The following is a 21,710-nucleotide window of genomic DNA, read 5'->3' on the forward strand; positions in this document are numbered from 1 at the left end:
GGGGGCCTGCCCCCACTCAGACCGGAAAGACCATGGCTTCCACCACACCCACCCAGATAGACACGGCTCCGCCTGTCTCCAAGAGCGGAAGGTCCACCGGCCGCGCCGGTGACAAGATCTTCGCCGGGCTCTCGAAGGGCTCCGGCATCCTGCTCCTGGTGATCATGGCGTCGATCGCCGTCTTCCTCACCTACCGCGCCGGCATCGCACTGTCGAAGAACGAGGGCAACTTCCTCACCACCTTCGACTGGAACGCGTCCGCCAACCCGCCCGTCTTCGGCATCGCCGTCCTGCTCTTCGGCACCGTCGTCAGCTCGATCATCGCGATGGTCATCGCGGTTCCGATCGCCGTCGGCATCGCCCTGTTCATCTCGCACTACGCGCCGCGCAAGCTGGCCGCCCCCCTCGCCTACGTGGTCGACCTGCTGGCCGCCGTGCCGTCGATCATCTACGGCATCTGGGGCGCCCTGTTCCTGGTGCCGCAGCTGGGCGGGTTGAACCTCTGGCTCGACGAGTACCTGGGTTGGACCTACCTCTTCGACAAGACCCAGGTCGGCGTGGCCCGCTCGCTCTTCACCGTCGGCATCCTGCTCGCGATCATGATCCTGCCGATCGTGACCAGCGTCAGCCGCGAGGTCTTCCTGCAGGTCCCGCGCATGAACGAGGAGGCCGCCCTGGCCCTCGGCGCGACCCGCTGGGAGGTCATCCGCATGTCGGTGCTGCCCTTCGGCCGCTCCGGCGTCATCTCCGCCTCGATGCTCGGCCTCGGCCGCGCCCTGGGCGAGACCATGGCCGTGGCCACCGTGCTCTCCCCGAGCTTCCTGATCTCGTTCCACGTCCTGAACCCGGGCGGCGGCACCTTCGCGCAGAACATCGCCGCGAAGTTCGACGAGGCCAACGAGTTCGGCCGGGACGCGCTGATCGCCTCCGGTCTGGTCCTCTTCCTCCTCACCCTGCTGGTCAACGGCGCCGCGCGCATCATCATCGCCCGCCGCAAGGAGTTCTCGGGGGCGAACGCCTGATGAGCCACGCACTGCAGGACCCGCGTCCCGTACGGGACCGCAAGTCCGCCGCTCCCGCCTCCCTCACCCGAGGCGGCCTGCCCCGCTGGAGCCCGGCCGGCATCGCCGTCCTGTCGGCCGCCCTCGGCTCCGGCATCGGCCTGGTCTTCGACCTCCACAGCAAGGTCCAGTGGGGCCTCCTCGCGGCCCTCCTGTTCGTGGCCATCACGTACACGGCCAGCGCGATCGTCGAGAACCGCCGCCAGGCCAAGGACCGCGTCGCGACCTCCGTCGTCTGGGTCTGCTTCATCCTGGCCGTCATCCCGCTGCTCTCGCTGCTGTGGACCACGATCAGCCGCGGCATCGGCGTCCTCGACGGGGACTTCCTCGGCCACTCCATGAACGGCGTGACCAGCTTCGAGGAGGGCGGCGGCGTCTACCACGCGCTGCTCGGCACCATCGAGCAGGTCGGCCTGGCCACCCTGATCGCCGCGCCCGTCGGTCTGCTGACCGCCGTCTACCTGGTCGAGTACGGCCGGGGCTCGCTCGCCAAGGCCGTCACCTTCTTCGTCGACGTGATGACCGGCATCCCCTCCATCGTCGCGGGTCTGTTCATCCTGACGACCTGGAACCTGATGCTCGGCTTCGGCCCCTCCGGCTTCGCCGGCGCCATGGCGCTGTCGATCCTGATGATGCCGGTCGTGGTCCGCTCCACCGAGGAGATGCTCAAGCTCGTCCCGAACGAGCTGCGCGAGGCCGCACTGGCCCTCGGTGTGCCGAAGTGGCGCATGATCCTCAAGGTCGTGCTCCCCACCGCGATCGGCGGCATCTCCACCGGTGTCATGCTGGCCGTGGCTCGCATCGCCGGTGAGACCGCCCCGATCATGCTGCTCGTGTTCGGCTCCCAGCTGATCAACGGCAACCCCTTCGAAGGCGCCCAGTCCTCGCTCCCCCTCTACATTTGGGAGCAGTACAAGGTCGGCAGTGACGCCTCCTACGACCGGGCGTGGGCCGCGGCCCTCGTCCTGATCGCCTTCGTCATGATCCTCAATCTGGTGGCCCGCGGCATAGCCCGCTGGAAGGCCCCGAAGACCGGTCGCTAAGAGCGAGCCCGTTGTGCGGCTCCGCCGCTTGTGACCACCTGAAAGCGAAGTGACCCCTCATGGCGAAGCGAATCGACGTCAGCGGACTGTCCGCCTTCTACGGAACCCACAAGGCCATCGACGACATCTCGATGACCGTCGAACCCCGCTCGGTGACGGCCTTCATCGGCCCCTCCGGCTGCGGCAAGTCCACCTTCCTGCGGACCCTGAACCGGATGCACGAGGTCACCCCCGGTGGCCGCGTCGAGGGCAAGGTCCTGTTGGACGACGAGAACCTCTACGGCGCCGGCGTCGACCCGGTCGCGGTGCGCCGCACCGTCGGCATGGTCTTCCAGCGCCCGAACCCCTTCCCCACCATGTCGATCTTCGACAACGTGGCGGCGGGCCTGCGCCTCAACGGCTCGTTCAAGAAGTCCGAGCTGTCGGACATCGTCGAGAAGTCCCTCCAGGGCGCCAACCTCTGGAACGAGGTCAAGGACCGCCTGAACAAGCCCGGCTCCGGCCTCTCCGGCGGCCAGCAGCAGCGCCTGTGCATCGCCCGCGCCATCGCGGTCGAGCCCCAGGTCCTGCTGATGGACGAGCCCTGCTCCGCGCTCGACCCGATCTCCACCCTCGCCATCGAGGACCTGATCGGCGAGCTGAAGGAACGCTTCACGATCGTCATCGTGACGCACAACATGCAGCAGGCGGCCCGCGTCTCGGACCGCACCGCCTTCTTCAACCTCTCCGCCGTCGGTCAGCCGGGCAAGCTCATCGAGATCGACGACACGGACCGGATCTTCTCCAACCCGTCCGTCCAGGCGACCGAGGACTACATCTCGGGCCGCTTCGGCTAGACACGGGATGGACGAAACGTCCTGCGGTGCTGCATGGCGGTGCCACCGCAAGGCGAAAGAAAAAGGGCCGGCTCCCCCTGGGTGGGGGGAGCCGGCCCGCTTTCGTACGGGGCCGCCGGCGGCTAGCCGACGAAGGCGAGGTTCACGATCCAGAAGCTGACCGCGGCGACCAGGGCCGCTGCCGGCATGGTGATGAACCAGCCGAGGATGATGTTCTTCGCGACACCCCAGCGGACGGCGTTGATCCGCTTGGTCGCGCCCACACCCATGATCGCCGAGGTGATCACGTGCGTGGTGGAGATCGGCGCGTGGAAGAGGAACGCCGAGCCGAACATGATCGAGGCGCCGGTGGTCTCCGCCGCGAAGCCCTGCGGCGGGTCCAGCTCGATGATCTTGCGGCCCAGCGTGCGCATGATGCGCCAGCCACCCGCGTACGTACCCAGCGACAGCATCACCGCGCACGCGATCTTGACCCAGATCGGAATCGCGTCGCCCGCGCCCTGCACATCGGCGATGACCAGGGCCATCATCACGATGCCCATCGTCTTCTGGGCGTCCTGGAGGCCGTGGCCCAGGGCCATGCCGGCCGCGGACACCGTCTGCGCGATGCGGAAGCCCCGCTTGGCCTTGTGCGGGTTGGCCCGGCGGAACATCCACAGGATGGCCACCATCACCAGGTAACCGACCACGAGACCGACGACCGGCGAGACGAACATCGGGATGACGACCTTGTCGACCACCCCGGACCAGATCACCTCGGTGCCGCCGGCCAGGGCCGCGCCCACCATGCCGCCGAACAGCGCGTGCGAGGAGGACGAGGGCAGGCCGAAGTACCAGGTGATCAGGTTCCAGACGATCGCGCCGACCAGCGCCGCGAAGAGGATCCACATGCCCCGGTTGCCGTGGGGCGTTTCGATGAGGCCCTCACTGACCGTCTTGGCCACGCCGCTGCCGAGGAAGGCACCCGCCAGGTTCATCACCGCGGCCATCGCGAGCGCCGCGCGCGGGGTCAGGGCCCGCGTCGAGACGGAGGTGGCGATGGCGTTCGCGGAGTCGTGGAAGCCGTTGGTGTAGGTGAAGCCGAGCGCGACACCGATGGTCACGATCAGCGCAAAGGTGTCCACGTGGTTCAGGACTCCTTGACCGCGATGGTCTCCACCGTGTTCGCAACGTGCTCGAACGCGTCGGCCGCCTCTTCGAGCACGTCGACGATCTGCTTGAGCTTCAGCACCTCCATGGCGTCGTACTTGCCGTTGAAGAGCTGGGCGAGCAGCTTGCGGTGGATCTGGTCCGCCTGGTTCTCAAGGCGGTTGACCTCGATCCAGTACTCGGTCAGGTTCTCCATGGTCCGCAGGTGCGGCATGGCCTCGGCCGTCAGCTCGGCGGCCCGCGCCAGGACCTCGATCTGCTGCTCGACGCCCTTGGGGAGCTCCTCCACGTTGTAGAGGACGACCAGGTCGACCGCCTCTTCCATGAAGTCCATGATGTCGTCGAGGCACGACGCGAGGTTGTAGATGTCCTCGCGGTCGAACGGCGTGATGAAGGAGGAGTTCAGTTGGTGGAAGATCGCGTGCGTCGCGTCGTCCCCCGCGTGTTCCGCCGCCCGCATCCGTTCCGCGATCTCGGCCCGGGCGGACGGATCCGCTCCGAGCAGTTCCATCAGGAGCTTGGAGCCCGTGACGATGTTGTCCGCGGAGGCGGCGAACATGTCGTAGAAGCTCGTCTCCCTGGGGGTCAGACGAAATCGCACGTGAGGTCCTCGGGGTGCATTGGGTTCGGTCAGGCTGATGCTAGGCGCATCCCCCGGCCACGGCTAACCGGCCGTTCCCCAGTGTCCTCCATCGGGCACAGTGGGCCGCACGGACCCCTGCCCAGCCGGCCGGGGCGAAGTACCCTATACCCATGAGGGGTATATACCCCCTCGTTCCGGACCACGGGAGGACGCATGACGACCATCGAGGCGGAAGGTTCCGGAGCCGACGCCGGCGCCGCCCCTGTCCCGGCCGTGCACGGGTACCACCACCAGAAGGACGAGCACCTCAAGCGCCTGCGGCGCATCGAGGGCCAGATCCGGGGCCTGCAGCGGCTCGTCGACGAGGACGTCTACTGCATCGACATACTCACCCAGGTCTCCGCGAGCACGAAGGCCCTGCAGTCCTTCGCCCTCCAGCTGCTGGAGGAGCACCTGCGCCACTGCGTCGCGGACGCGGCCGTCAAGGGCGGGGAGGGCATCGACGCCAAGGTCGAGGAGGCCACCAAGGCCATCGCCCGCCTCCTGCGCACCTGAGACGCCGCCACACGCGCTCCCACCGGCCCCGCCCGCGGCCCCGCCCCGTCGGGGCACCGGCCCGCGCGGGGCCGGCGTACGTCCGCCCTGCGGTGGGTCGGCGGCGGCGCCGCGCGCCCGGAACCCGATCGGAGCCCGATCAAAGCCCGCTCGGAGCCGCGGTCAGAACCCGATGCCCATCAGGACCTCGTCGATCCGGTCCTGGCTCAGCCGGTCCTCCGCGGCCGCGGACGCCGCGATGATCAACTCGCCGCACAGCTCGATCTCGGCGAGCGCCACGTGGTCCTGCACCGTCGTACCGCCTGCGGGAGTCACGCGTGTCACCTCTTTCTGCCGTCATCGCCCGTCGACGCCCGGCCTCTCAGCGTAGGGATCGCACCCCGTTGCGCGCATGACACGGATGGACCATTTCCGGATAGTGGGGCCATGGCCCGGACGCACCGGACCGGGCCGCCCGGCCGGCTAGTCGGCGATCTTCCCGGCGAAAATGTCCCCGCTTGCGGGCAATGCCACGGTGACCGGGGTCCCGAACCCGTAGAGCATCGTGGTCGAGGAGACATCGATCACGCCATTCTTGACGTACGTGAAGCGGTGCCTGACCTTGCGCAGGAGCCCCTCCTCATCGAGGTAGACGTCGAAGGGCACGCTGTCCTTGCTGAACCCTTTCGCCGCCGCCTCCAGGGCCTCCTTCACCCCGGGCGAGGCGCTGCGCGCGGCCAGCCCGATGTCCGTCGTCCCCTGGTAGTGCCACACCTTGGTGCCCGCGACCTCGTCCTCGCCGACGTACGTGACGCCCTGCGCGGCGCGCAGCAGCTCCACGGCGGTCAGCGGATCCGTGGCCCCGCCGGTGACGAGGTTCCCGTCGGAGAGGGTGGTCGTGTCGACCCGGACCCACTTGTCGTCGGGCACGCCCGCGCCGCGGTTCTTCATGTAGAGGGCTCCGGGGACGAGGAGCTCGGTGATGGGCCGGTGCTCGGCCCTGCCCGTCACGTCCGCCGGGAGCATCACCAGGAGCTGGCCCATCCGCTTGCGGAAGTCGACACCGCCCTCGCCCCGGATGGTGACCCGGGTGCCGCCCGTGGCCATCTCCATCGCCGTACGGGCCCGCGCGCTGCCGGCGCCCGCCAGCCCGTCGACGGCCCCGCGGATCGCCGCGGCCGGGTCGCGCGGCGCCCGGGCGTCGTCGCGCGCGGCGGCCCCGCCGGATCCACCGCCGCCCCCGCACGCGCCCAGCGCGGCCACGGTCACCGCCATGCCGACCGCGACCACCGCCTCACCCGCACGCCCGCGCCGCCGCCTGTGCTGGTGCACCACCATCGCCTGCCAACCCCCAACGCATGAACCCTGCTTGCCCGAGGCCCCCACCCGCTCCGGTTAACGAGGTCCGGGGTTTCCCGTCACGGGCCACCCACGGCCGGGGGCCGTACCGGACCGGGGCACGCCCGGGTACCGTGGAGACGTGGATCCGCACACCAAGGCGACCCTGGCCCCTCCGTTTACCGCTGTGCCGCTGCCGCGTCACCCCGCGGACCCCGCACAGCCACCTCACGGCCACACCACGAGCACCGCGGAACGCGGCTCGTTCTGCCTGGCCGTCTGCAGCTGCGGTTGGACGGGTCCCGCCCGTCGCTCCCGTGACCTGGCGAGACGGGACGCCACCCGGCACACCTCCGGGTAGTCGGGGCGCGCCCTCGGCCCCCGCGCCCGCGCGTGTCGCCCGTTCGGACGGCCCGGGTGGCCGGGCGGGGCGCGAGCGGATGCCCTGGACTCATGCCAGGAACCGCTCCCCGCGTCGCGGCCCTCCTCTGGGCCCTGCTCATCGCGCTCACCCCGGCCGCGGCCTGGGCCCGCCCCGTGGGCTCGGCGGACGGGCCGGCCGATGTGGCGCTGGCCGTCGGGGTCACCACCGCCGCGGCGGTGGCCACCGGGCTGTGGCTGCGTTCCCGCTACCGCCGCGAGGAGCCGACCCGGGACGACGGTCCGGACCCCGGCGGCGAGCGGTGACCCCACGCCCCCGCCCGACGGCGGTCCGGCTCTGCTTCGGCGCGGCGGGTCTCTGCCTGCTGGTGGCGGCGCTGCTCGCGGTGTGGAACGCGTACGCCGGCTGAGGTGCCGGCCCGGTCGGGTCCGCCGGCGTCGTGGGCTCGGGCCATGGGCTCAGGCCGCCGGCTCAGGCCGCGAGGTCGCTCTCCGCCGAGCGCTGCGCCAGCTCCACCGGCCGGGCCACCACCCGTTCCCGGGCCCGGACGAGCCGGCCGAGACGGGGCATGCGGGCCACCGTCCGGACCACCGGGGTCAGCAGGGCCATGGCGAGCGGCGCGAGGAGCAGGACGGCGGCCGTCCCCAGGGCGAAGCCGCCGATCACGTCGGTCGGGTAGTGCACGCCCATGTAGACGCGGCACAGGCCCTCGGCGAGGGCCAGTGCGATGCCGATCAGGCCGAGCCTGCGGTTCGCGAGGAACACGCCGACCGCGAGGGCCATCGTCAAGGTGGCGTGGCCGCTGACGAAGGAGAAGCCGGCGCCCTGTCCCTGGCCGACGGCGAACACATCGAGGCCCTCGTGCTGGACGAACGGGCGCGGCCGGGCGACGAATTCGCGCAGCGGCACGTTCACGAGCAGGGCGAGGGCGGCGGCGAGCGGGGCCCACACGAGCGCGGCGAACGATTCGACGGCGGTGGCCTCGTCCTGGCGCCGGGCGCCGTGCCAGCACCACAGCACCAACAGGACGAGCGCGAGCGGAAGTCCGTACTCCGCGAGGAGGCCCACGGCCCGGTCGACGGCGTCGGGGGCGCGCCGCGCAAGACCGTTGACCTCGTACAACAGGCCGACATCCACATTCGGCCCACCACTTGTGAGTCCAGCCATGCGACGCGGCCCCTTGCCTAGGTCCCCTGCGGGCACGCTGCGGTGCGCACCCTTTTCAACCCCCGTCGATCAACCCCCGTGTCCATGGAACGCCCGTTCTGGCATGTCCGTTCCACTCTCCACCGAATGATCACTCCAACGTTATCGAAGAGTGACTCATCGTCGCAGCTCAAGGCCTTTGGTTCACGGAGAGTTGCTGGGGGCGGGAGCCGGGGCCGTGCGCTCCGGAAGGGCTTCCGCGCCGTCCTTGGTGACCCGCGTCGCGCCGAAGTAGTCCGGGGTGTCGATCTTGTCGAAGCGGATGACCGCCCCGGTGAACGGGGCGTTGATCATGTAGCCGCCACCGACGTACATGCCGACGTGCCGGATCTCCCGGGAATTCGTCAGATCGTCGGAGAAGAAGACCAGATCACCGGGGAGCAACTCCGCGCGCGACGGGTGCGATCCGGCGTTGTACTGGTCGTTGGCCACGCGCGGCAGCTCGACCCCCACCGTCTCGTACGCGGCCTTCGTGAGGCCGGAGCAGTCGAAGCGGCCGTCCTGGTCGGGGGTGCCGTTGCCGCCCCACAGATAGGGGGTGCCGAGCTGCTTCTGCGCGAAGTAGATGGCGCCGGCGGCCTGCTGGGAAGGCGCGACCCTGCCGAGGGGGCGCGCGAAGCTCTTCTCCAGGGACCGGATGGCCTTCACGTAGCCCTGCGTCTCGCTGATCGGGGGCACGCCGCCCGCCTTGATCACGCGGTAGGGACCGGCGTTGTACGCGGCGAGCATGTTGTCGGACAAGTTGCCCGGCACCCTCGCGACGTCCTTGGCCAGTTGACAGTCGTACGTCGCCGCCGCCGGGATCGCGTCCTTCGGGTCCCAGATGTCCTTGTCGCCGTCACCGTCGCCGTCGACCCCGTACATGGCCCACGTGCCCGGGATGAACTGGGCGATGCCCCGCGCGTCGGCGTGACTCACGACGTCGGGCTTCCACCCGCTCTCGGTGTACAACTGCGCCGCCAACATGGCCGGATTCAGTGCGGGGCAAAGGTTTCCCCACTTCTCCACCAGCGGCTGGTAGATCGCCGGGACCGCCCCCTTGACCAGGCCCACGGCGCCCTGCTTGCCGCCGTTCATGATGCCGGCCGCCGCCGAGTACGTGCCCACGACGAGCAGCGCGATGAAGCTCAGGCACACGCCGATGCCGATCCCGCTTGCCATCCAGAACTTGCGCACCCGTCAACACTGCCTCATGGCAAGAGACCTGACAGGGTATTCGTCGGCCTGTGTTCGCATTATTTCACCGGAAAGCCGGTGCAGAAGATGCTGGTGTACTCCTTGATGCCCCTGACGCGGTAGAACACCACCGTCCAGTCACCGGGGTCGTTGGCGACCGGGATCGCCGGAAAGCTCTTCGGCTTCCCCTGGTTGTCCACGAGCTCCGTGGCGAAGTCGTCGGGATACGTGAACTCGACGCTCTCGCCCGCCGCGGCCTTCGCCGCGAGGTCCACGCTCCTGCTCGTGTAACCGATGGTCTTGTTCTCCACGACGAAGTCGGCGTACGGCCGCCCGGTCGCCTCGTCGATCTCGTGCGGGGGCTTGACCCCGACCGAGACGTAGTACGGACCGGTCTCCTGGTGGTACCCCTTCAGCATCACGTTGATCCTGGCCTTGCCCGTGACCGCGCCCGGCGCCGCACCCGGGGTGTCGGCGTCGACCGCCGAGGCCACCAGATAACGGGAGGCCTCCTCGGGCGGCAGGTTGCAGGCCCCCGCCCCACCGGCCTTGCCCGTCCACAGGTCCCGCGACGGGTTCGTCGCCTGGATGCGGCCGGGGACGGCCCCCGTACCGGCGGCGCCCGACGGCGCCGCGGACGCGGCCGGGCTCGCACCGGGCTGCCCGGCGGGCGTCCGCCCGGCCGGGGCGGAAGCCGACGGCGCGGCCGGCGGACCCCCGTCCGCGGCGACCTTGCCGTCCTCCTCCCGCAGCAGGACGTACCCACCCGCGACCAGAGCGCCCACGACGAGGCAGGCGACGGCCGCCAGGGCCCGGCGCGGCGGACGCCGGCCGGCCGACACCCCGGCGGCGGGCGCGCCGACCGGCTGCGGCGGCACGTACGTCGGCACGTAGCCGCCCGGCCCCCGGACGAGCCCGGGCCCGGCGGTGGCGGGGAGCCCGTCGGGCAGCCCCGGTACCGGCTCACCGGCCGACCCCGCCGCCAGGAACGTCGCGTACACCGGATCGTCGACCAACGCCGCGTCCACGGCGCAGCGCCGGATGACCTCCGCGAGCGCGGGCCGCGCCCCCGGCTCCACCGCCACGCACGCCCCGATCAGAGCGGCGAGACCCGGCTCCACGCCCGCCACGTCGATCTCGCCGTGCACCGCCCGGAAGTTGACCGCGGTCGGCTCGCCCGTACCGAACGGCGCCCGGCCCGTGGCCGCGTACGCGATCGTCGCCCCCAGCGCGAAGACGTCCGCCGCGTCCGCCACCTCACCGCGCAGCAGCACCTCGGGAGCCGTGTACCCGGGCGTACCGGGAGCCGTGCCGAACTGCGTCAGCGCCGTCTGCGCCGCCGCCCTGGCGATGCCGAAGTCGATGAGCTGCGGCCCCTGCACGCCCAGGATGACGTTCTGCGGCTTGAGGTCCCGGTGCGTCACCCCGTACGCGTGGACGCTCGCGAGACCCTCCGCCAGCGCGGCGAACAGCCTGCGGCAGGTGTCGGCCGGCAGCGCCCCGCGCTCGCGCACGGCGTCGGCCAGGGTGGGCCCGGCGACGTACTCGGTCGCCAGCCAGTACGGCGGCGCCGCGAGCGAGGCGTCGATCAGGTTCGCCGTGTACGCGGAACGCACCGCCCGGACCGTCTCGGCCTCCCGGCGGAACCGCGCGAGCGCCTCCGGATGCCCGGTGATCTCGTCCTTGATCACCTTGATGGCGACCAGCCGGCCGCCCGGCGAGCGGCCCAGGTACACCTGTCCCATGCCGCCGGCCCCGATCCGGGCCAGCAGGGTCTGCGCCCCGATGTGCGTGGGGTCGGTGTCTCTCAGCGCCTCCATCCGGCCGAGACTGCCACACCGACTTCCGCGCCCGGCAAGCGGGTTGACGCCGGCGGCCGGCTATCCACGCGGAGTGACGAACAGGCTCTGCGCGCCCCGACCGATGGGCCCCTTCTCGTCGTGCAGGCGGGAGTCCGCGAGCCCGATCCCCGCCGCGTCCACGCTCGTACGGGCCTCCACGCAGACCCACTCGCCGACCGGGTGGCGGTGCAGGTGGACGCTGAGGTCACCGTTGACGAAGACGTACCGGCCGAAGTCCACCGCCGAACCGATCCCGTTCCCGGAATCCGCGGCGACGAGCACCCGGTCCAGCGGCCGGACCTCCTCCCCCGCAACGAGCGGCACCTTCATCCGCATCCAGCAGGTCCCCGGCCCGAGCTCGGTGAAGGCCCCTTCGGTGAACCGGGTCTCCATCGCCGAGTGGTAGCCGGTCTCCCACGGCACCGGGAAGAACGGCGTCACCGCCACCTCCCCCGGCGGCGGCAGCAGCGCCCCCGGGACCACCGCCGGCACCGACTCCCCGGCGACCCTGATCCGCAGCGCCCGCGCCAGCATCACCGGCGCGTCCGCGCCCTCCGGTACGAGCGCCGCCTCGACCACCTCGGTGCCGCGGCCGGAGCGCAGCACGCTCGTGGTGATCTCCAGCGCGCCGATCGGGACCGGCCGCAGGATCTCGTACGTGATCCTCGCGATCCGCATGTCCCCGCGCCCGCCCGGCCGCTCCTCGACCGCCCGCCCGAGCAGCGCCGCCGGCGGACCGGCGTGCTGCGACCCCACGTCCCACGGCCCGCGCGTGGCTTCGCCCGCCCGGAACCGTCCGGTGTCGACCCGCTCGTAGAACCCGTCGGCAGCTTCCATGCCACGGCACGCTACCGAGAGGTAACCCGGGGCACCAGCCCGTGGCGGCACCCGGGTCAGCGGGCGAAACCGAGTCCGACGCCCAACCCCACCAGCACCGACCCGATCACCCGGTTCAGGGCCTTCTGCGCCTTCAACATCCGATCGCGCAACCGCGAGTCCGAGAAGAACAGCGCGACCGACCCGAACCACACCAGGTGCGCCGCAGCCATGAACAACCCGTACCCGGCCTGCTGCCACGTCGAGGTGCCCGGGTTCACCACCTGCGTGAACGTCGACACCACGAACAGCGTGGTCTTCGGATTCAGCACGTTCGTCAAGAACCCCGACCGCAACGCCCCGAGCGGGGTCAGCCCCGACTTCGACTCCAGGTCCACCGCCGGCTCGGCCCGCGCCCGGAAGGTACGGACCCCGATCCACACCAGGTACGCGGCGCCCGCCAGCTTGATCGCCGTGAACAGGGCGGTGGAGGAGGCGATCAGCAGACCGACGCCGAGCATCGTGTACGAAACGTGCACCAGCACCCCCGCCGCGACCCCGGCGGCCGCGAACAGCCCCGTCGGGCGCCCGTACAGATAGCTGTTCCTGACCACCATGGCGAAGTCCGCACCGGGACTGATCACGGCGAGGAGGGTGATGACGGCGACTGCGATCACTTCTGTCATGTACGGATGCTCACCGCTCACCCCGCGCCGGATCAAGGCGTTCCGCCCACCGACGGCTGCCGACGGCTGCCGACGCCGGCCGACGCCGGCCGACGCCCGGCCGGGCGACAATGGCCTGGTGTCCACCACCGCGCTTCCCGTCCTTCCCGTCCTCCAAGCCGACTGCTCCCACTGCTTCGCGCTCTGCTGCGTCGCCCTGCCGTTCGCGAAGTCGACCGACTTCGCGGTGAACAAGCCGGCCGGCACCCCCTGCACGAACCTCCGCCAGGACTTCCGCTGCGGCATCCACACCGCCCTGCGCGACAAGGGCTTCCAGGGCTGCACCGTCTTCGACTGCTTCGGAGCGGGCCAGCAGGTCTCCCAGGTCACCTTCGGCGGCCGGGACTGGCGCACCGACCCCGACACCCGGGCCCCGATGTTCGAGGTCTTCCCGGTGATGCGCCAGCTCCACGAGCTCCTCTTCTACGTCGCCGAGTCCCTCACCCGCCCGGAAGCCGCCCCCGCCCACCCGGACCTGCGCCGCGCCCTGACCCGGACCGAAGCCCTGACCCGCTCGGACGCCGCCACCCTGGCCGCCCTGGACGTCGGCGCCCTCCGCCAAGAGATCAACGTCCTCCTCCTGCGCACCAGCGAACTGGTTCGCGCCACGCTCCCCGGCCGCAAGAAGAACCACCGCGGCGCCGACCTGATGGGCGCCCGCCTCACCGGCGCCGACCTGCGCGGAGCGAACCTCCGCGGCGCCTACCTGATCGCCGCCGACCTCCGCCGCGCCGACCTCCGCGGCGCCGACCTGATCGGCGCGGACCTGCGCGACACCGACCTCCGCGACGCAGACCTCCGCAACACGCTCTTCCTCGCCCAACCCCAACTGAACGCCGCCCGGGGCAACCCGGCCACCCGCATCCCCCCGACCCTCACCCGCCCACCCCACTGGACGTAGCCGCGCCGAGGTCCCCCGGCAGCGGGCCCAACCTCTCCCCCATCGGCCGACCCGGCGTCACCGCCCGGCCGCGCAGCGCCCGCCCCCGCACACGCGCCCCTCGTGCCTCCACGCGCCCCCGTGCGGCCGGCCGGGACTCCCACCCCGACACCCCGTCAGGACCTGCGCGCAAGGACGAACCGATTACCGGAACGTAGGACGAGCCCACCGGCGCGACCCCACGACACGCGGCACCGACACGCGGCACCGATGCGCCGATTGGCCGCCCCTCACCCGGCCCCCCGCACGGCGAACGGGCAATCATTGCCCGGGGTCACCCTCCGTGATACACAGAGTGACCATACGTTCTTTCGCATGCACCCCACCCCCGCCCAGGTCAGAGCGCACGGACGGGGCGCGGGCCGGGAGATCGGGTAAAGAGAGCCACCAAGTCGACGACGGCGGCGGTTTCATCAGCGAAGATAGTGCGTGACCCCTGCCGATGGGCACGGGCTACCGGAACTACCCATACAGGGGCGGTGAGTTACATGATCCTGGCAGCGGAAAAGGGCGACATCACCACCATCATCGGCGGAATCGCTCCGAATTGGGGCCCGTTCGGCAGCCTCGGCAACGAAGCGAAGGTCATGATCGAAGTGGTCATGGCCATTGCGATCCTCCTCTGCCTCGGCATCGCCATCTGGGGCGCGGCCAAGCAGCGCATCGGCGCGACCGCCCTGCGCGACACCTTCAGCGCGGAACAGGGCAAGGGCCTGATCGTCGCCGGCCTCACGGGCGTCTTCATCATCGGCTCCCTCGGCACCCTCTTCACGATCGTCTACGGAATGGCCGTCTAGCCGTGCAGCCCGGCGGCCGTCGTACCTGATGGCGAATCACCACACCGCGTCCGCGCGGGAACGAGCGCTACCGTCGTACGAGGCGGAGGGGGCGGACACGGAATGAGCAACGACGACCAGTACGGCGGCGGCGGAAGCCACGGCGAGGTCGGCGGCACGGGCCAGACCCGCACCCGCCTCCCGGACTCCCCCTCCGACTCCTACGGCACCCCCCGCCGCACCCCCCGCGCCTCCCGCGGCCTGGTCACGGTGGTCGGCGTGGTGGTCCTCCTCATCGCCGCCATCGCCTTCGCAAACCAGTCCCAGGACCCCCCACCCGACCAAGCCTCGAACAAGCCCCCGACGGACAACGCCACGGCCGCGACGGGCGTCCCCCCGGTCACCACCCCGAAGGGCCAGATCCCCAAGGGCTTCGCCCAAGACGAACAAGGCGCCCAATCAGCCGCCGCGAACTTCGCGGTGGCCCTCGGTTCGGACACGATGTTCAAGAAAGAGTCCCGGCACGCCCTGGTCGATGGCATCTTCACACCGGACGCCGCAGCCCGGCTGAAGGGCCCCCAGGACGAGGCGTACTCCTCCGCTTTCCTCACCAGACTCGGGCTCGACGCGAACGGCAACGCACCTCAGGGCAGCACGTTCGTCACCCGCACCGTCCCGGTCGGCACCCGCATCGAGAACTACTCCGCAGGTGCCACGAAGGTAGCCGTCTGGTGCACGGGCCTGATCGGCATGTCCGGAGCCAAGTCCGTCGATCCCGTCCACACCACGTGGGCGACGTGGACCTTCGAGCTCGTCTGGGCCGGCGGGGACTGGAAGGTCGTCTCCGAAAGCCAGCAGAGCGGCCCCGCACCGGTTCCCGGCGATGTCGCCGCCTCCTCGTCCGACGACATCAGCAAAGCAGTCAAGGAGTTCGGAGGCTTCACCTATGCCCGCTAGCCTCCTGCGCCGGGCGGCGGTCGTCGCCTCCGCCCACTTGGTCGCCATGTCCCTGGCATCGCGCGCCTACGCAGCACCCACGCCGTCTCCCACGCCATCACCGCAAGCCAGCACCGACCCGTGCGCGGCACTCAGCGGAGCCTCCAAGCAGTACTGCGAGCTCGGAGATCCTGCGACCCCCGGCAGCTCTCCCGGCGCGGGCCTCCCCTCCAACAGTCCGACGGACGCCCTCGACCCCCTCTCCTCCCTCGCCCGCGGCTGCGCAGACGCCGCCGCCTGGATCGTCGGCAAACTCAGCGAAGCCGTAAAGGGCACCGCCAACGTCGACTTCACCAACCCCGCCTTCCTCCAGCAGTACGCAGTGGTCTTCGCCGCCTCCACCATCCTCACCCTCGTCCTGTGGCTCCTCGCCGTCGCCAAGCGAGCCGTCCGCGGCGTCCCCCTCACCACCGCCCTCTCCGAGGCCATCGGCTTCCTCTGGCTGACCGTCCTCGCCTCCGCCTTCACCCCCCTGATCCTCTACACCGTCGTCTCCGCCACCGACGGCGTCACCGAGGTCATCGCCTCCGCCACCGGCAGCCAGACCGACGTCTTCTTCGGCTCCTTCACCGAAGCCCTCAAGAAGGGCGAGGACATCGGCGGCGGCCCGATCATGCTGATCGTCGTCTCCCTCGTCACGGTCCTCGCCGCCGGCATCCTGTGGCTGGAACTCGTCATCCGGGCCGCCCTCCTCTACGTCGGCGCCCTCCTCGGCACCGTCGTCTACGCGGGCCTCGTCGACCGCAACATGTGGGGCCACGTCCGCCGCTGGGCGGGCATCATGATCGCCGTCATCCTCGTGAAGCCGGTCATCGTCATCGTCCTCGGCCTCGCCGGCGCCCTCGCCGGCGACAAGGGCCCCGACGCCTTCTCCGCCGTCGTCTCCGGACTCGCGATCATCCTCCTCGCGATCTTCGCGTCCGCGATGATCTACCGCTTCGTCCCCGGCTTCGGCGACGAGATCGCCTCCGCCCGCACCAACCGCTCCAAGGCCACCGACGGCGCCCAGGCCGCCGCCGTCATCAGCTCCCCGGCCTCCCTCGTCTCCCAGGGCATCAAGACCCACAGCAGCCGCGGCGGCGGCGCCCACCGCGCCGACAGCGGCAGCGGCGGGAGCGGCGGCGGCAACCAGATCTCCGGAGGCATGGCCGCCCACAGCAGCCGCGGCTCCGGCAGCGGATCCGGCGGCGGAACCGTCCCCCCCGCCGCACCCCCGCCCCGCACCGGCTCCAGCACGACGAGGAACACAGGAGGTGACGGGCGTTGACGACCCAGTCCCACCAGCTCCACCCGATCACGCCCCGCCGCACGTATCTCATCGGCCGCGCCCGGCCGAACGCGATCGTCGGCAAGAACCGCGAGACGGGCGAGATCGCCCTGATCATCGCCGGCGCCTTCATCGGCATGATGAGCGGCCTGCTCGTCCCCGACCTCACCCTGCGCATCGTCGCGCTCGTCGGCTTCCCGCTCCTCGCTCTCGCCGTCGTGTACGTCCCCTACAAGGGCCGCACCTTCTACCGCTGGTTCGAGATCAGCCGCAGCTACAAGCGCATCCTGCGCCGCGGCACCACCTACCGCTCCTCCGCCGTCGAAGCTGGCACCCGCGCCGCCGACGGCCGCGAGGTCGAGGTCGGCCCGCCCCCCGGCATCGGCCGCATCAACTGGCTCGCCGCGCCCTTCGGCCCCGACGAGATCGCCGTACTCCTCCACGCGGACCGCCGCACCGTCACCGCCGCCATCGAGATCGAGGGCCCCGGCGTCGGCCTGCGCGACAGCGAGGACCAGGAAGCCCTCGTCGACCGCTTCGGCACCCTCCTCAAGCACGTGGCGAACGGCGACGGCTTCGTCACCCGCCTCCAGATGCTCGCCCGCACCCTCCCCGCCGACCCGGACGCCCACGCGAAGGACGTCGCCCAACGCGGCGACACCCACGCCCCCGTCTGGCTCCGCGACTCCTACGACCAACTCCAGTCGATGGTGTCGACGTCCTCCGAGCAACACCGCGCCTACCTCGTCGCCTGCATGCACTACACCCGCGACCTGGCCGCCGAAGCCGTCACCATCGCCCGCGCCTCCAGCCCCCAGAAGGGCCGCAAACTCGACCGCGACTCCGGCCTCGCCATCGTCATGGCCCGCGAGCTCACCGACATCTGCGCCCGCCTCGCCGAGGCCGACATCCGCGTCCGCCAACCCCTCGGCCAGGGCCGCCTGTCCTCCCTCGTGCACTCCATGTACGACCCGGACCACCCCATCGACCACATCCAGGCCATGACCAAGCGCAACGCCTGGCCGGCCGAGCTCGACGCCGTGGAACCCACCTACCTCCAGGCCAAGACCCGCGAGTCCTCCACCCGCGCCCCCTGGTGCCACGCCACCGCCTGGGTCAAGGAATGGCCGATGACCCCGGTCGGCGTGAACTTCCTCGCCCCGCTCCTCGTCCACACCCCGGACGTCATCCGCACCGTCGCCGTCACCATGGACCTCGAACCCACCGAGATCGCCATCGAGCGCATGCTCACCGAGAAGACCAACGACGAGGCCGACGCCTCCCGCGCCGCCAAGATGAACCGCACCGTCGACCCCCGCGACATCGCCGCCCACGGCCGGCTCGACCAAAGGGGTGAAGATCTCGCCAGCGGTGCGGCAGGAGTCAACCTGGTCGGGTACATCACGGTGTCCTCGCGATCCCCCGAAGCCCTCGCCCGCGACAAGCGCACCATCCGCGCCTCCGCCGGCAAGTCCTACCTGAAGCTGGAGTGGTGCGACCGCGAGCACCACCGCGCCTTCGTCAACACCCTGCCGTTCGCCACCGGCATCCGACGTTAGCTGGAGGGAAGTGCCGCCCATGCGAGATCCCATGACCGCTCTGACGGACGCCTTCACCAGCTTCCTCTTCGGCAAGGTCGAAAGCACCCGCCTGCCCGTACGCACCTCCACCGGTCAGGCGCAAGCCGTCTACCTGCCCACCGCCGCCCCCGGCCTCGGCGACTCCGGCGTCATCATCGGCCGCGAGGTCTACAGCGGCAAGGGCTACATCTACGACCCCTTCCAGCTCTACGGCCAGCAGCTCCCGGCCCCCCACTGGCTGGTGCTCGGCGAATCCGGAAACGGAAAGTCGGCCCTCGAAAAGACCTACGTCCTGCGCCAGCTCCGCTTCCGCGACCGCCAGGTCGTCGTCCTCGACGCCCAGGGCGAGGACGGCGTCGGCGAGTGGAACCTGATCGCCCAGCAGCTGGGAATAACCCCCATCCGCCTGGACCCCATCGCAGCCAACGACGACGGGATCCGCCTCAACCCCCTCGACCCGGCGATCACCACGACCGGCCAGCTCGCGCTGCTCCGGACCATCATCGAAGTCGCCATGGGCCACGGCCTCGACGAACGCTCCGGCTTCGCCCTCAAGGTCGCGCACGCCTACGTCGTCGCCACCATCCGGGACCGCCAGCCCGTCCTCACCGACATCGTGGACCAGCTCCGCCACCCCGAGGCCGAGTCCGCGGAAGCCATGAACGTCGACATAGACGATGTCCGGGCCTGGGGCCTCGACGTCGCGCTCGTCCTCGACCGCCTCGTCGACGGCGACCTGCGCGGCATGTTCGACGGCCCCACCACCGTCGGCATCGACCTCGACGCCCCGCTGATCGTCTTCGACCTCTCCCACATCGACCGCAACTCCATCGCGATGCCGATCCTCATGGCGATCGTCGGCGTGTGGCTCGAGCACACCTGGATCCGCCCCGACCGGAAGAAGCGCATCTTCCTCGTCGAGGAGGCCTGGCACATCATCAACAGCCCCTTCGTGGCGCAACTGTTCCAGCGCCTCCTGAAGTTCGGCCGACGCCTCGGCCTGTCCTTCGTCGCCGTCGTCCACCACCTCTCGGACGTCGTCGACGGAGCCGCCGCCCGAGAAGCCGCGGCCATCCTCAAGATGGCCTCCACGCGCACCATCTACGCCCAGAAGGCCGACGAGGCCCGCGCCACCGGCCTCGTACTCGGCCTGCCCCGCTGGGCCGTGGAGATCATCCCGACCCTCACCCCCGGCATCGCCGTCTGGGACGTCAACGGCAACGTGCAGGTCGTCAAACACCTCATCACCGAAGCCGAACGCCCCCTCGTCTACACGGACCGCGCGATGACGGAGTCCTCCGGCCCGCAGCTCCCCGACGAACTCCTGGCGGCCGAACTCGAAGCGGAGGAACGGGCCCTGTACATGGAACGCCACCGCCACAGCGGCCCCGGTTCAGCGACCACGGTGGCCTGACCATGCCCCATGCCGGACGTACGGAGCCCCCGGCGCGAGCCGGCGGCGTCCCCGACGGACTCCTCGTCGGCCTGCTGGCCTTCCTCCTCGGGCTCGCCGTCATGGTCTGGTCGGCCACCGGCCTCGCCGCCCTCTTCTCGAAGGGCGCCTGGCCCGACACCGTCACCTTCCGCAGCACCCCGGAGGCCGTCCGCGCCCTGATAGCGCAGCCGCACGACATCGCCGCGGCCTGGCCGGCCACCGCCCCCGACGCCCTCCCGGGGTGGGGCCTGTTCTGGGGCCTGTTCATCGGCCAACTCCTGGTGCTGCTGGTCCTGACGATCTTCACCCTGGGCGTGGTGGCCCGCACGAAGGCCCGCCGCGCGGCACCCCGCCCCACGGCCGCACCACCGGCGCCGGCCCCCGAACCGGAGCCGATGCCGGCGCCGACTGCGACGCCCCTAGCGCCGCCGCCGGCCCCCGAGCCCGCACCCACCGCCCTCCCCATCCCGGCGCCCAAAACCGCCGCACCCGCCGTCCCCGCTCCCCCGGAGCCGCACCCCTCCCCGGTAGACGAGGCCTACCGCTACGGCTTCGGCTACGCCCCGGCCCCGGCCCCCGCCACCACCACCGCGACGGCCCGTACCCCGACGCGCCTGGCCTACAACACCCCGACCACACGCCACGAACTCGCCGCGGACGCCATCGCGGCAGCCGAAGGCGCCCTCCTGGTCGTCACGTCCTCCCCGGCGCTCTGGTCGGAAACCAAGGACGCCCGCGCCAAGCTCGGCCCGGTCCTCCTCTACGACCCCTCGCACCTGTGCGACACCCCGGCCCGCATGCACTGGAACCCCGCCGAAGGCTGCGCCGACCGTGACACGGCCGCCGCCAGAGCCACGGCCCTGCTGGCCCCCGTACGCCCCCAGGCCCGCATCGACTCCGTACTCGCGGACACCGCGGAAACCCTCCTGCGCAGCTGGCTCCAAGCAGCCGCGCTCGAAGAGCGCCCGTTCAAGCAGCTCCACCGCTGGGCCCAGGGCACCTCCGCCCAGGACCCGGTACGCATCCTCCGCACACACCCCCGCGCGGCCCCGGGAACGGCCGGCGAGCTGGAGAGCGCCCTCACCTCCCACCCGGAACGCCGCGAACAGGCCCTCCAACTGACCGCCCGCGCCCTGAGCTCCCTCACGTCGATCCACATCCGTGAGGCCTGCAACCCGAACCGAACGGATTCGCTCACCCTGGCTTCGTTCGTGACCGAGGGGGGCAGCCTCTACGTGGTGGGAGAACCCCTCGAAGACCCCCGCTCCCACCCGGGTGCGATGCCGTTGCTGACCGCACTCGCCTCCAGCGTGGTCGAGCACGGCCGGCGCATGGCCGCACGGTCATCCCACGGTCGGCTCGACCCACCACTGACCCTGGTCCTGGAGGACGTCGCGGCCGTCGCCCCGATCCCGGAGCTCCCGGATCTCCTCGACGACGACACGCTGCCGCTCCTCGCCCTGTGCCGCAGCCGCGAACAGGCCCGAGCCCGCTGGCCCCAGGCCTCGTTCGACCTGCCCTAAGGCCCGTCCCGCGATGATCGGCTGGTGCGTCCGCTCAAGGACGCGGAGCCAGGGCGGCGTGTTGTCCCCCGTGACGAACAGGGGAGACCTACGGCCTGCCCGGCGGCAGCACCACCGATCACCACGCCCGTCTGCCCAGACCCGGACCACTGGTGGCCGGGCCGGCGGCCCGGCGGTAAAGGACCTGGCCGTAAACGCAGAAAAGCCCCGCACCAGTTACCTGGTGCGGGGCTTTCCCACAATGATTGTTCGGCGGCGTCCTACTCTCCCACAGGGTCCCCCCTGCAGTACCATCGGCGCTGAAAGGCTTAGCTTCCGGGTTCGGAATGTAAACCGGGCGTTTCCCTAACGCTATGACCACCGAAACACTATGAAGTTGAACCAACCGGGCATGGACACGGTTCGTTACTTCAGAACTAACACAGTGGACGCGAGCAACTGAGGACAAGCCCTCGGCCTATTAGTACCAGTCAGCTCCACCCGTTACCGGGCTTCCACATCTG

General features: G+C 70.9%; 21 protein-coding genes and 1 rRNA gene. 12 read left to right on the forward strand and 10 right to left on the reverse strand.

Annotation, left to right across the window (positions count from 1 at the left end):
* The first annotated feature begins 32 nt into the window (after window positions 1-32).
* The 3 genes from pstC to pstB are packed head-to-tail and all read left to right on the forward strand — an operon-like array spanning window position 33 to window position 2,940.
* Window positions 33-1,022 (forward strand): phosphate ABC transporter permease subunit PstC, encoded by a 990-nt coding sequence (gene pstC / locus ACFY0I_RS17710; RefSeq protein ID WP_388896167.1) that lies wholly within the window; start codon window positions 33-35, stop codon window positions 1,020-1,022.
* Complete coding sequence (gene pstA / locus ACFY0I_RS17715) at window positions 1,022-2,104, forward strand: phosphate ABC transporter permease PstA (protein WP_388896170.1); 1,083 nt, start codon at window positions 1,022-1,024, stop codon at window positions 2,102-2,104. Before pstC ends, pstA begins: the two co-directional genes overlap by 1 nt.
* A 59-nt stretch (window positions 2,105-2,163) precedes the next feature.
* Complete coding sequence (gene pstB / locus ACFY0I_RS17720) at window positions 2,164-2,940, forward strand: phosphate ABC transporter ATP-binding protein PstB (RefSeq protein WP_384218461.1); 777 nt, start codon at window positions 2,164-2,166, stop codon at window positions 2,938-2,940.
* A gap of 122 nt (window positions 2,941-3,062) precedes the next feature.
* Here pstB and ACFY0I_RS17725 read toward each other — a convergent pair whose 3' ends face one another.
* On the reverse strand, window positions 3,063-4,064 hold the full coding sequence (locus ACFY0I_RS17725; RefSeq protein ID WP_281203692.1) for an inorganic phosphate transporter: 1,002 nt from the start codon (window positions 4,062-4,064) through the stop codon (window positions 3,063-3,065).
* 5 nt (window positions 4,065-4,069) lie between these two features.
* On the reverse strand, window positions 4,070-4,690 hold the full coding sequence (locus ACFY0I_RS17730) for a DUF47 family protein (protein ID WP_362876625.1): 621 nt from the start codon (window positions 4,688-4,690) through the stop codon (window positions 4,070-4,072).
* A gap of 195 nt (window positions 4,691-4,885) precedes the next feature.
* Here ACFY0I_RS17730 and ACFY0I_RS17735 point away from each other — a divergent pair, with 195 nt between their 5' ends.
* The gene (locus tag ACFY0I_RS17735) at window positions 4,886-5,227 is read left to right on the forward strand and encodes a metal-sensitive transcriptional regulator (RefSeq protein WP_388896174.1); all 342 of its coding nucleotides are present in this window, start codon (window positions 4,886-4,888) and stop codon (window positions 5,225-5,227) included.
* Window positions 5,228-5,389: 162 nt separating this feature from the next.
* On the opposite strand, the gene ACFY0I_RS17740 is transcribed toward ACFY0I_RS17735, so the two are convergent.
* Both ACFY0I_RS17740 and ACFY0I_RS17745 read right to left on the reverse strand, forming a co-directional pair.
* Window positions 5,390-5,542, reverse strand: a complete 153-nt coding sequence (locus ACFY0I_RS17740) for a hypothetical protein (protein ID WP_362876757.1) — start codon at window positions 5,540-5,542, stop codon at window positions 5,390-5,392.
* A gap of 147 nt (window positions 5,543-5,689) precedes the next feature.
* Window positions 5,690-6,544 (reverse strand): hypothetical protein, encoded by an 855-nt coding sequence (locus ACFY0I_RS17745; RefSeq protein WP_388896177.1) that lies wholly within the window; start codon window positions 6,542-6,544, stop codon window positions 5,690-5,692.
* A gap of 453 nt (window positions 6,545-6,997) precedes the next feature.
* On the opposite strand from ACFY0I_RS17745, the gene ACFY0I_RS17750 reads away from it, so the two are divergent.
* Window positions 6,998-7,231 carry a hypothetical protein gene (locus ACFY0I_RS17750; RefSeq protein ID WP_388896180.1) on the forward strand — a complete coding sequence of 78 codons (234 nt, stop codon included), beginning with the start codon at window positions 6,998-7,000 and terminating at the stop codon, window positions 7,229-7,231.
* A gap of 166 nt (window positions 7,232-7,397) precedes the next feature.
* On the opposite strand, the gene ACFY0I_RS17755 is transcribed toward ACFY0I_RS17750, so the two are convergent.
* From ACFY0I_RS17755 to ACFY0I_RS17775, 5 genes are all read right to left on the reverse strand, one after another.
* Complete coding sequence (locus ACFY0I_RS17755) at window positions 7,398-8,093, reverse strand: phosphatase PAP2 family protein (RefSeq protein ID WP_388896183.1); 696 nt, start codon at window positions 8,091-8,093, stop codon at window positions 7,398-7,400.
* A 183-nt stretch (window positions 8,094-8,276) separates the two neighbouring features.
* Complete coding sequence (locus ACFY0I_RS17760; protein ID WP_388896186.1) at window positions 8,277-9,308, reverse strand: NlpC/P60 family protein; 1,032 nt, start codon at window positions 9,306-9,308, stop codon at window positions 8,277-8,279.
* Between the two features lie 59 nt (window positions 9,309-9,367).
* Window positions 9,368-11,128, reverse strand: a complete 1,761-nt coding sequence (locus ACFY0I_RS17765) for a protein kinase (RefSeq protein WP_388896189.1) — start codon at window positions 11,126-11,128, stop codon at window positions 9,368-9,370.
* A 60-nt stretch (window positions 11,129-11,188) separates the two neighbouring features.
* Window positions 11,189-11,986 (reverse strand): thioesterase family protein, encoded by a 798-nt coding sequence (locus ACFY0I_RS17770; RefSeq protein ID WP_388896192.1) that lies wholly within the window; start codon window positions 11,984-11,986, stop codon window positions 11,189-11,191.
* Window positions 11,987-12,042: 56 nt separating this feature from the next.
* Window positions 12,043-12,651, reverse strand: a complete 609-nt coding sequence (locus ACFY0I_RS17775) for a LysE family translocator (RefSeq protein ID WP_388896195.1) — start codon at window positions 12,649-12,651, stop codon at window positions 12,043-12,045.
* Window positions 12,652-12,769: 118 nt separating this feature from the next.
* Between ACFY0I_RS17775 and ACFY0I_RS17780 the strand changes: the two genes are divergently transcribed.
* The 7 genes from ACFY0I_RS17780 to ACFY0I_RS17810 all read left to right on the forward strand — a co-directional run bounded on the left by ACFY0I_RS17780 (window position 12,770) and on the right by ACFY0I_RS17810 (window position 21,207).
* Entirely contained in the window at window positions 12,770-13,591 is an 822-nt protein-coding gene (locus ACFY0I_RS17780) for a pentapeptide repeat-containing protein (protein WP_388896198.1), read from the forward strand.
* Between the two features lie 527 nt (window positions 13,592-14,118).
* Complete coding sequence (locus ACFY0I_RS17785; protein WP_053676383.1) at window positions 14,119-14,427, forward strand: hypothetical protein; 309 nt, start codon at window positions 14,119-14,121, stop codon at window positions 14,425-14,427.
* A gap of 102 nt (window positions 14,428-14,529) precedes the next feature.
* Window positions 14,530-15,363 carry a hypothetical protein gene (locus ACFY0I_RS17790; protein ID WP_388896200.1) on the forward strand — a complete coding sequence of 278 codons (834 nt, stop codon included), beginning with the start codon at window positions 14,530-14,532 and terminating at the stop codon, window positions 15,361-15,363.
* Window positions 15,353-16,669: a hypothetical protein gene (locus tag ACFY0I_RS17795; protein WP_388896203.1), complete on the forward strand. Its 1,317-nt coding sequence runs from the start codon at window positions 15,353-15,355 to the stop codon at window positions 16,667-16,669. Before ACFY0I_RS17790 ends, ACFY0I_RS17795 begins: the two co-directional genes overlap by 11 nt.
* A complete protein-coding gene (locus tag ACFY0I_RS17800; RefSeq protein WP_388896206.1) occupies window positions 16,666-18,228 on the forward strand; it encodes an SCO6880 family protein in 1,563 nt (520 codons plus the stop codon). The genes ACFY0I_RS17795 and ACFY0I_RS17800 overlap by 4 nt, the downstream gene beginning before the upstream one ends.
* A 19-nt stretch (window positions 18,229-18,247) precedes the next feature.
* Entirely contained in the window at window positions 18,248-19,663 is a 1,416-nt protein-coding gene (locus ACFY0I_RS17805) for an ATP-binding protein (protein ID WP_388896209.1), read from the forward strand.
* A gap of 2 nt (window positions 19,664-19,665) precedes the next feature.
* Entirely contained in the window at window positions 19,666-21,207 is a 1,542-nt protein-coding gene (locus tag ACFY0I_RS17810) for a type VI secretion protein (RefSeq protein ID WP_388896212.1), read from the forward strand.
* A 247-nt stretch (window positions 21,208-21,454) separates the two neighbouring features.
* Here the strand turns inward: ACFY0I_RS17810 and rrf are convergent.
* A 5S ribosomal RNA gene (gene rrf / locus ACFY0I_RS17815) occupies window positions 21,455-21,572 on the reverse strand.
* Window positions 21,573-21,710 lie beyond the last annotated feature (138 nt).

This window comes from Streptomyces sp. NPDC001568 (assembly GCF_042893755.1).
GTDB lineage: Bacteria > Actinomycetota > Actinomycetes > Streptomycetales > Streptomycetaceae > Streptomyces.

Coding starts and splice junctions, on each gene's coding strand:
- ACFY0I_RS17745 (WP_388896177.1), bottom strand. CDS start 6,544: ATGGTGGTGCACCAGCACAGGCGGCGGCGCGGGCGTGCGGGTGAGGCG.
- ACFY0I_RS17795 (WP_388896203.1), top strand. CDS start 15,353: ATGCCCGCTAGCCTCCTGCGCCGGGCGGCGGTCGTCGCCTCCGCCCAC.
- ACFY0I_RS17775 (WP_388896195.1), bottom strand. CDS start 12,651: ATGACAGAAGTGATCGCAGTCGCCGTCATCACCCTCCTCGCCGTGATC.
- ACFY0I_RS17765 (WP_388896189.1), bottom strand. CDS start 11,128: ATGGAGGCGCTGAGAGACACCGACCCCACGCACATCGGGGCGCAGACC.
- ACFY0I_RS17810 (WP_388896212.1), top strand. CDS start 19,666: ATGCCCCATGCCGGACGTACGGAGCCCCCGGCGCGAGCCGGCGGCGTC.
- pstA (WP_388896170.1), top strand. CDS start 1,022: ATGAGCCACGCACTGCAGGACCCGCGTCCCGTACGGGACCGCAAGTCC.
- ACFY0I_RS17755 (WP_388896183.1), bottom strand. CDS start 8,093: ATGGCTGGACTCACAAGTGGTGGGCCGAATGTGGATGTCGGCCTGTTG.
- ACFY0I_RS17785 (WP_053676383.1), top strand. CDS start 14,119: ATGATCCTGGCAGCGGAAAAGGGCGACATCACCACCATCATCGGCGGA.
- ACFY0I_RS17770 (WP_388896192.1), bottom strand. CDS start 11,986: ATGGAAGCTGCCGACGGGTTCTACGAGCGGGTCGACACCGGACGGTTC.
- ACFY0I_RS17790 (WP_388896200.1), top strand. CDS start 14,530: ATGAGCAACGACGACCAGTACGGCGGCGGCGGAAGCCACGGCGAGGTC.
- pstB (WP_384218461.1), top strand. CDS start 2,164: ATGGCGAAGCGAATCGACGTCAGCGGACTGTCCGCCTTCTACGGAACC.
- pstC (WP_388896167.1), top strand. CDS start 33: ATGGCTTCCACCACACCCACCCAGATAGACACGGCTCCGCCTGTCTCC.
- ACFY0I_RS17805 (WP_388896209.1), top strand. CDS start 18,248: ATGCGAGATCCCATGACCGCTCTGACGGACGCCTTCACCAGCTTCCTC.
- ACFY0I_RS17750 (WP_388896180.1), top strand. CDS start 6,998: ATGCCAGGAACCGCTCCCCGCGTCGCGGCCCTCCTCTGGGCCCTGCTC.
- ACFY0I_RS17735 (WP_388896174.1), top strand. CDS start 4,886: ATGACGACCATCGAGGCGGAAGGTTCCGGAGCCGACGCCGGCGCCGCC.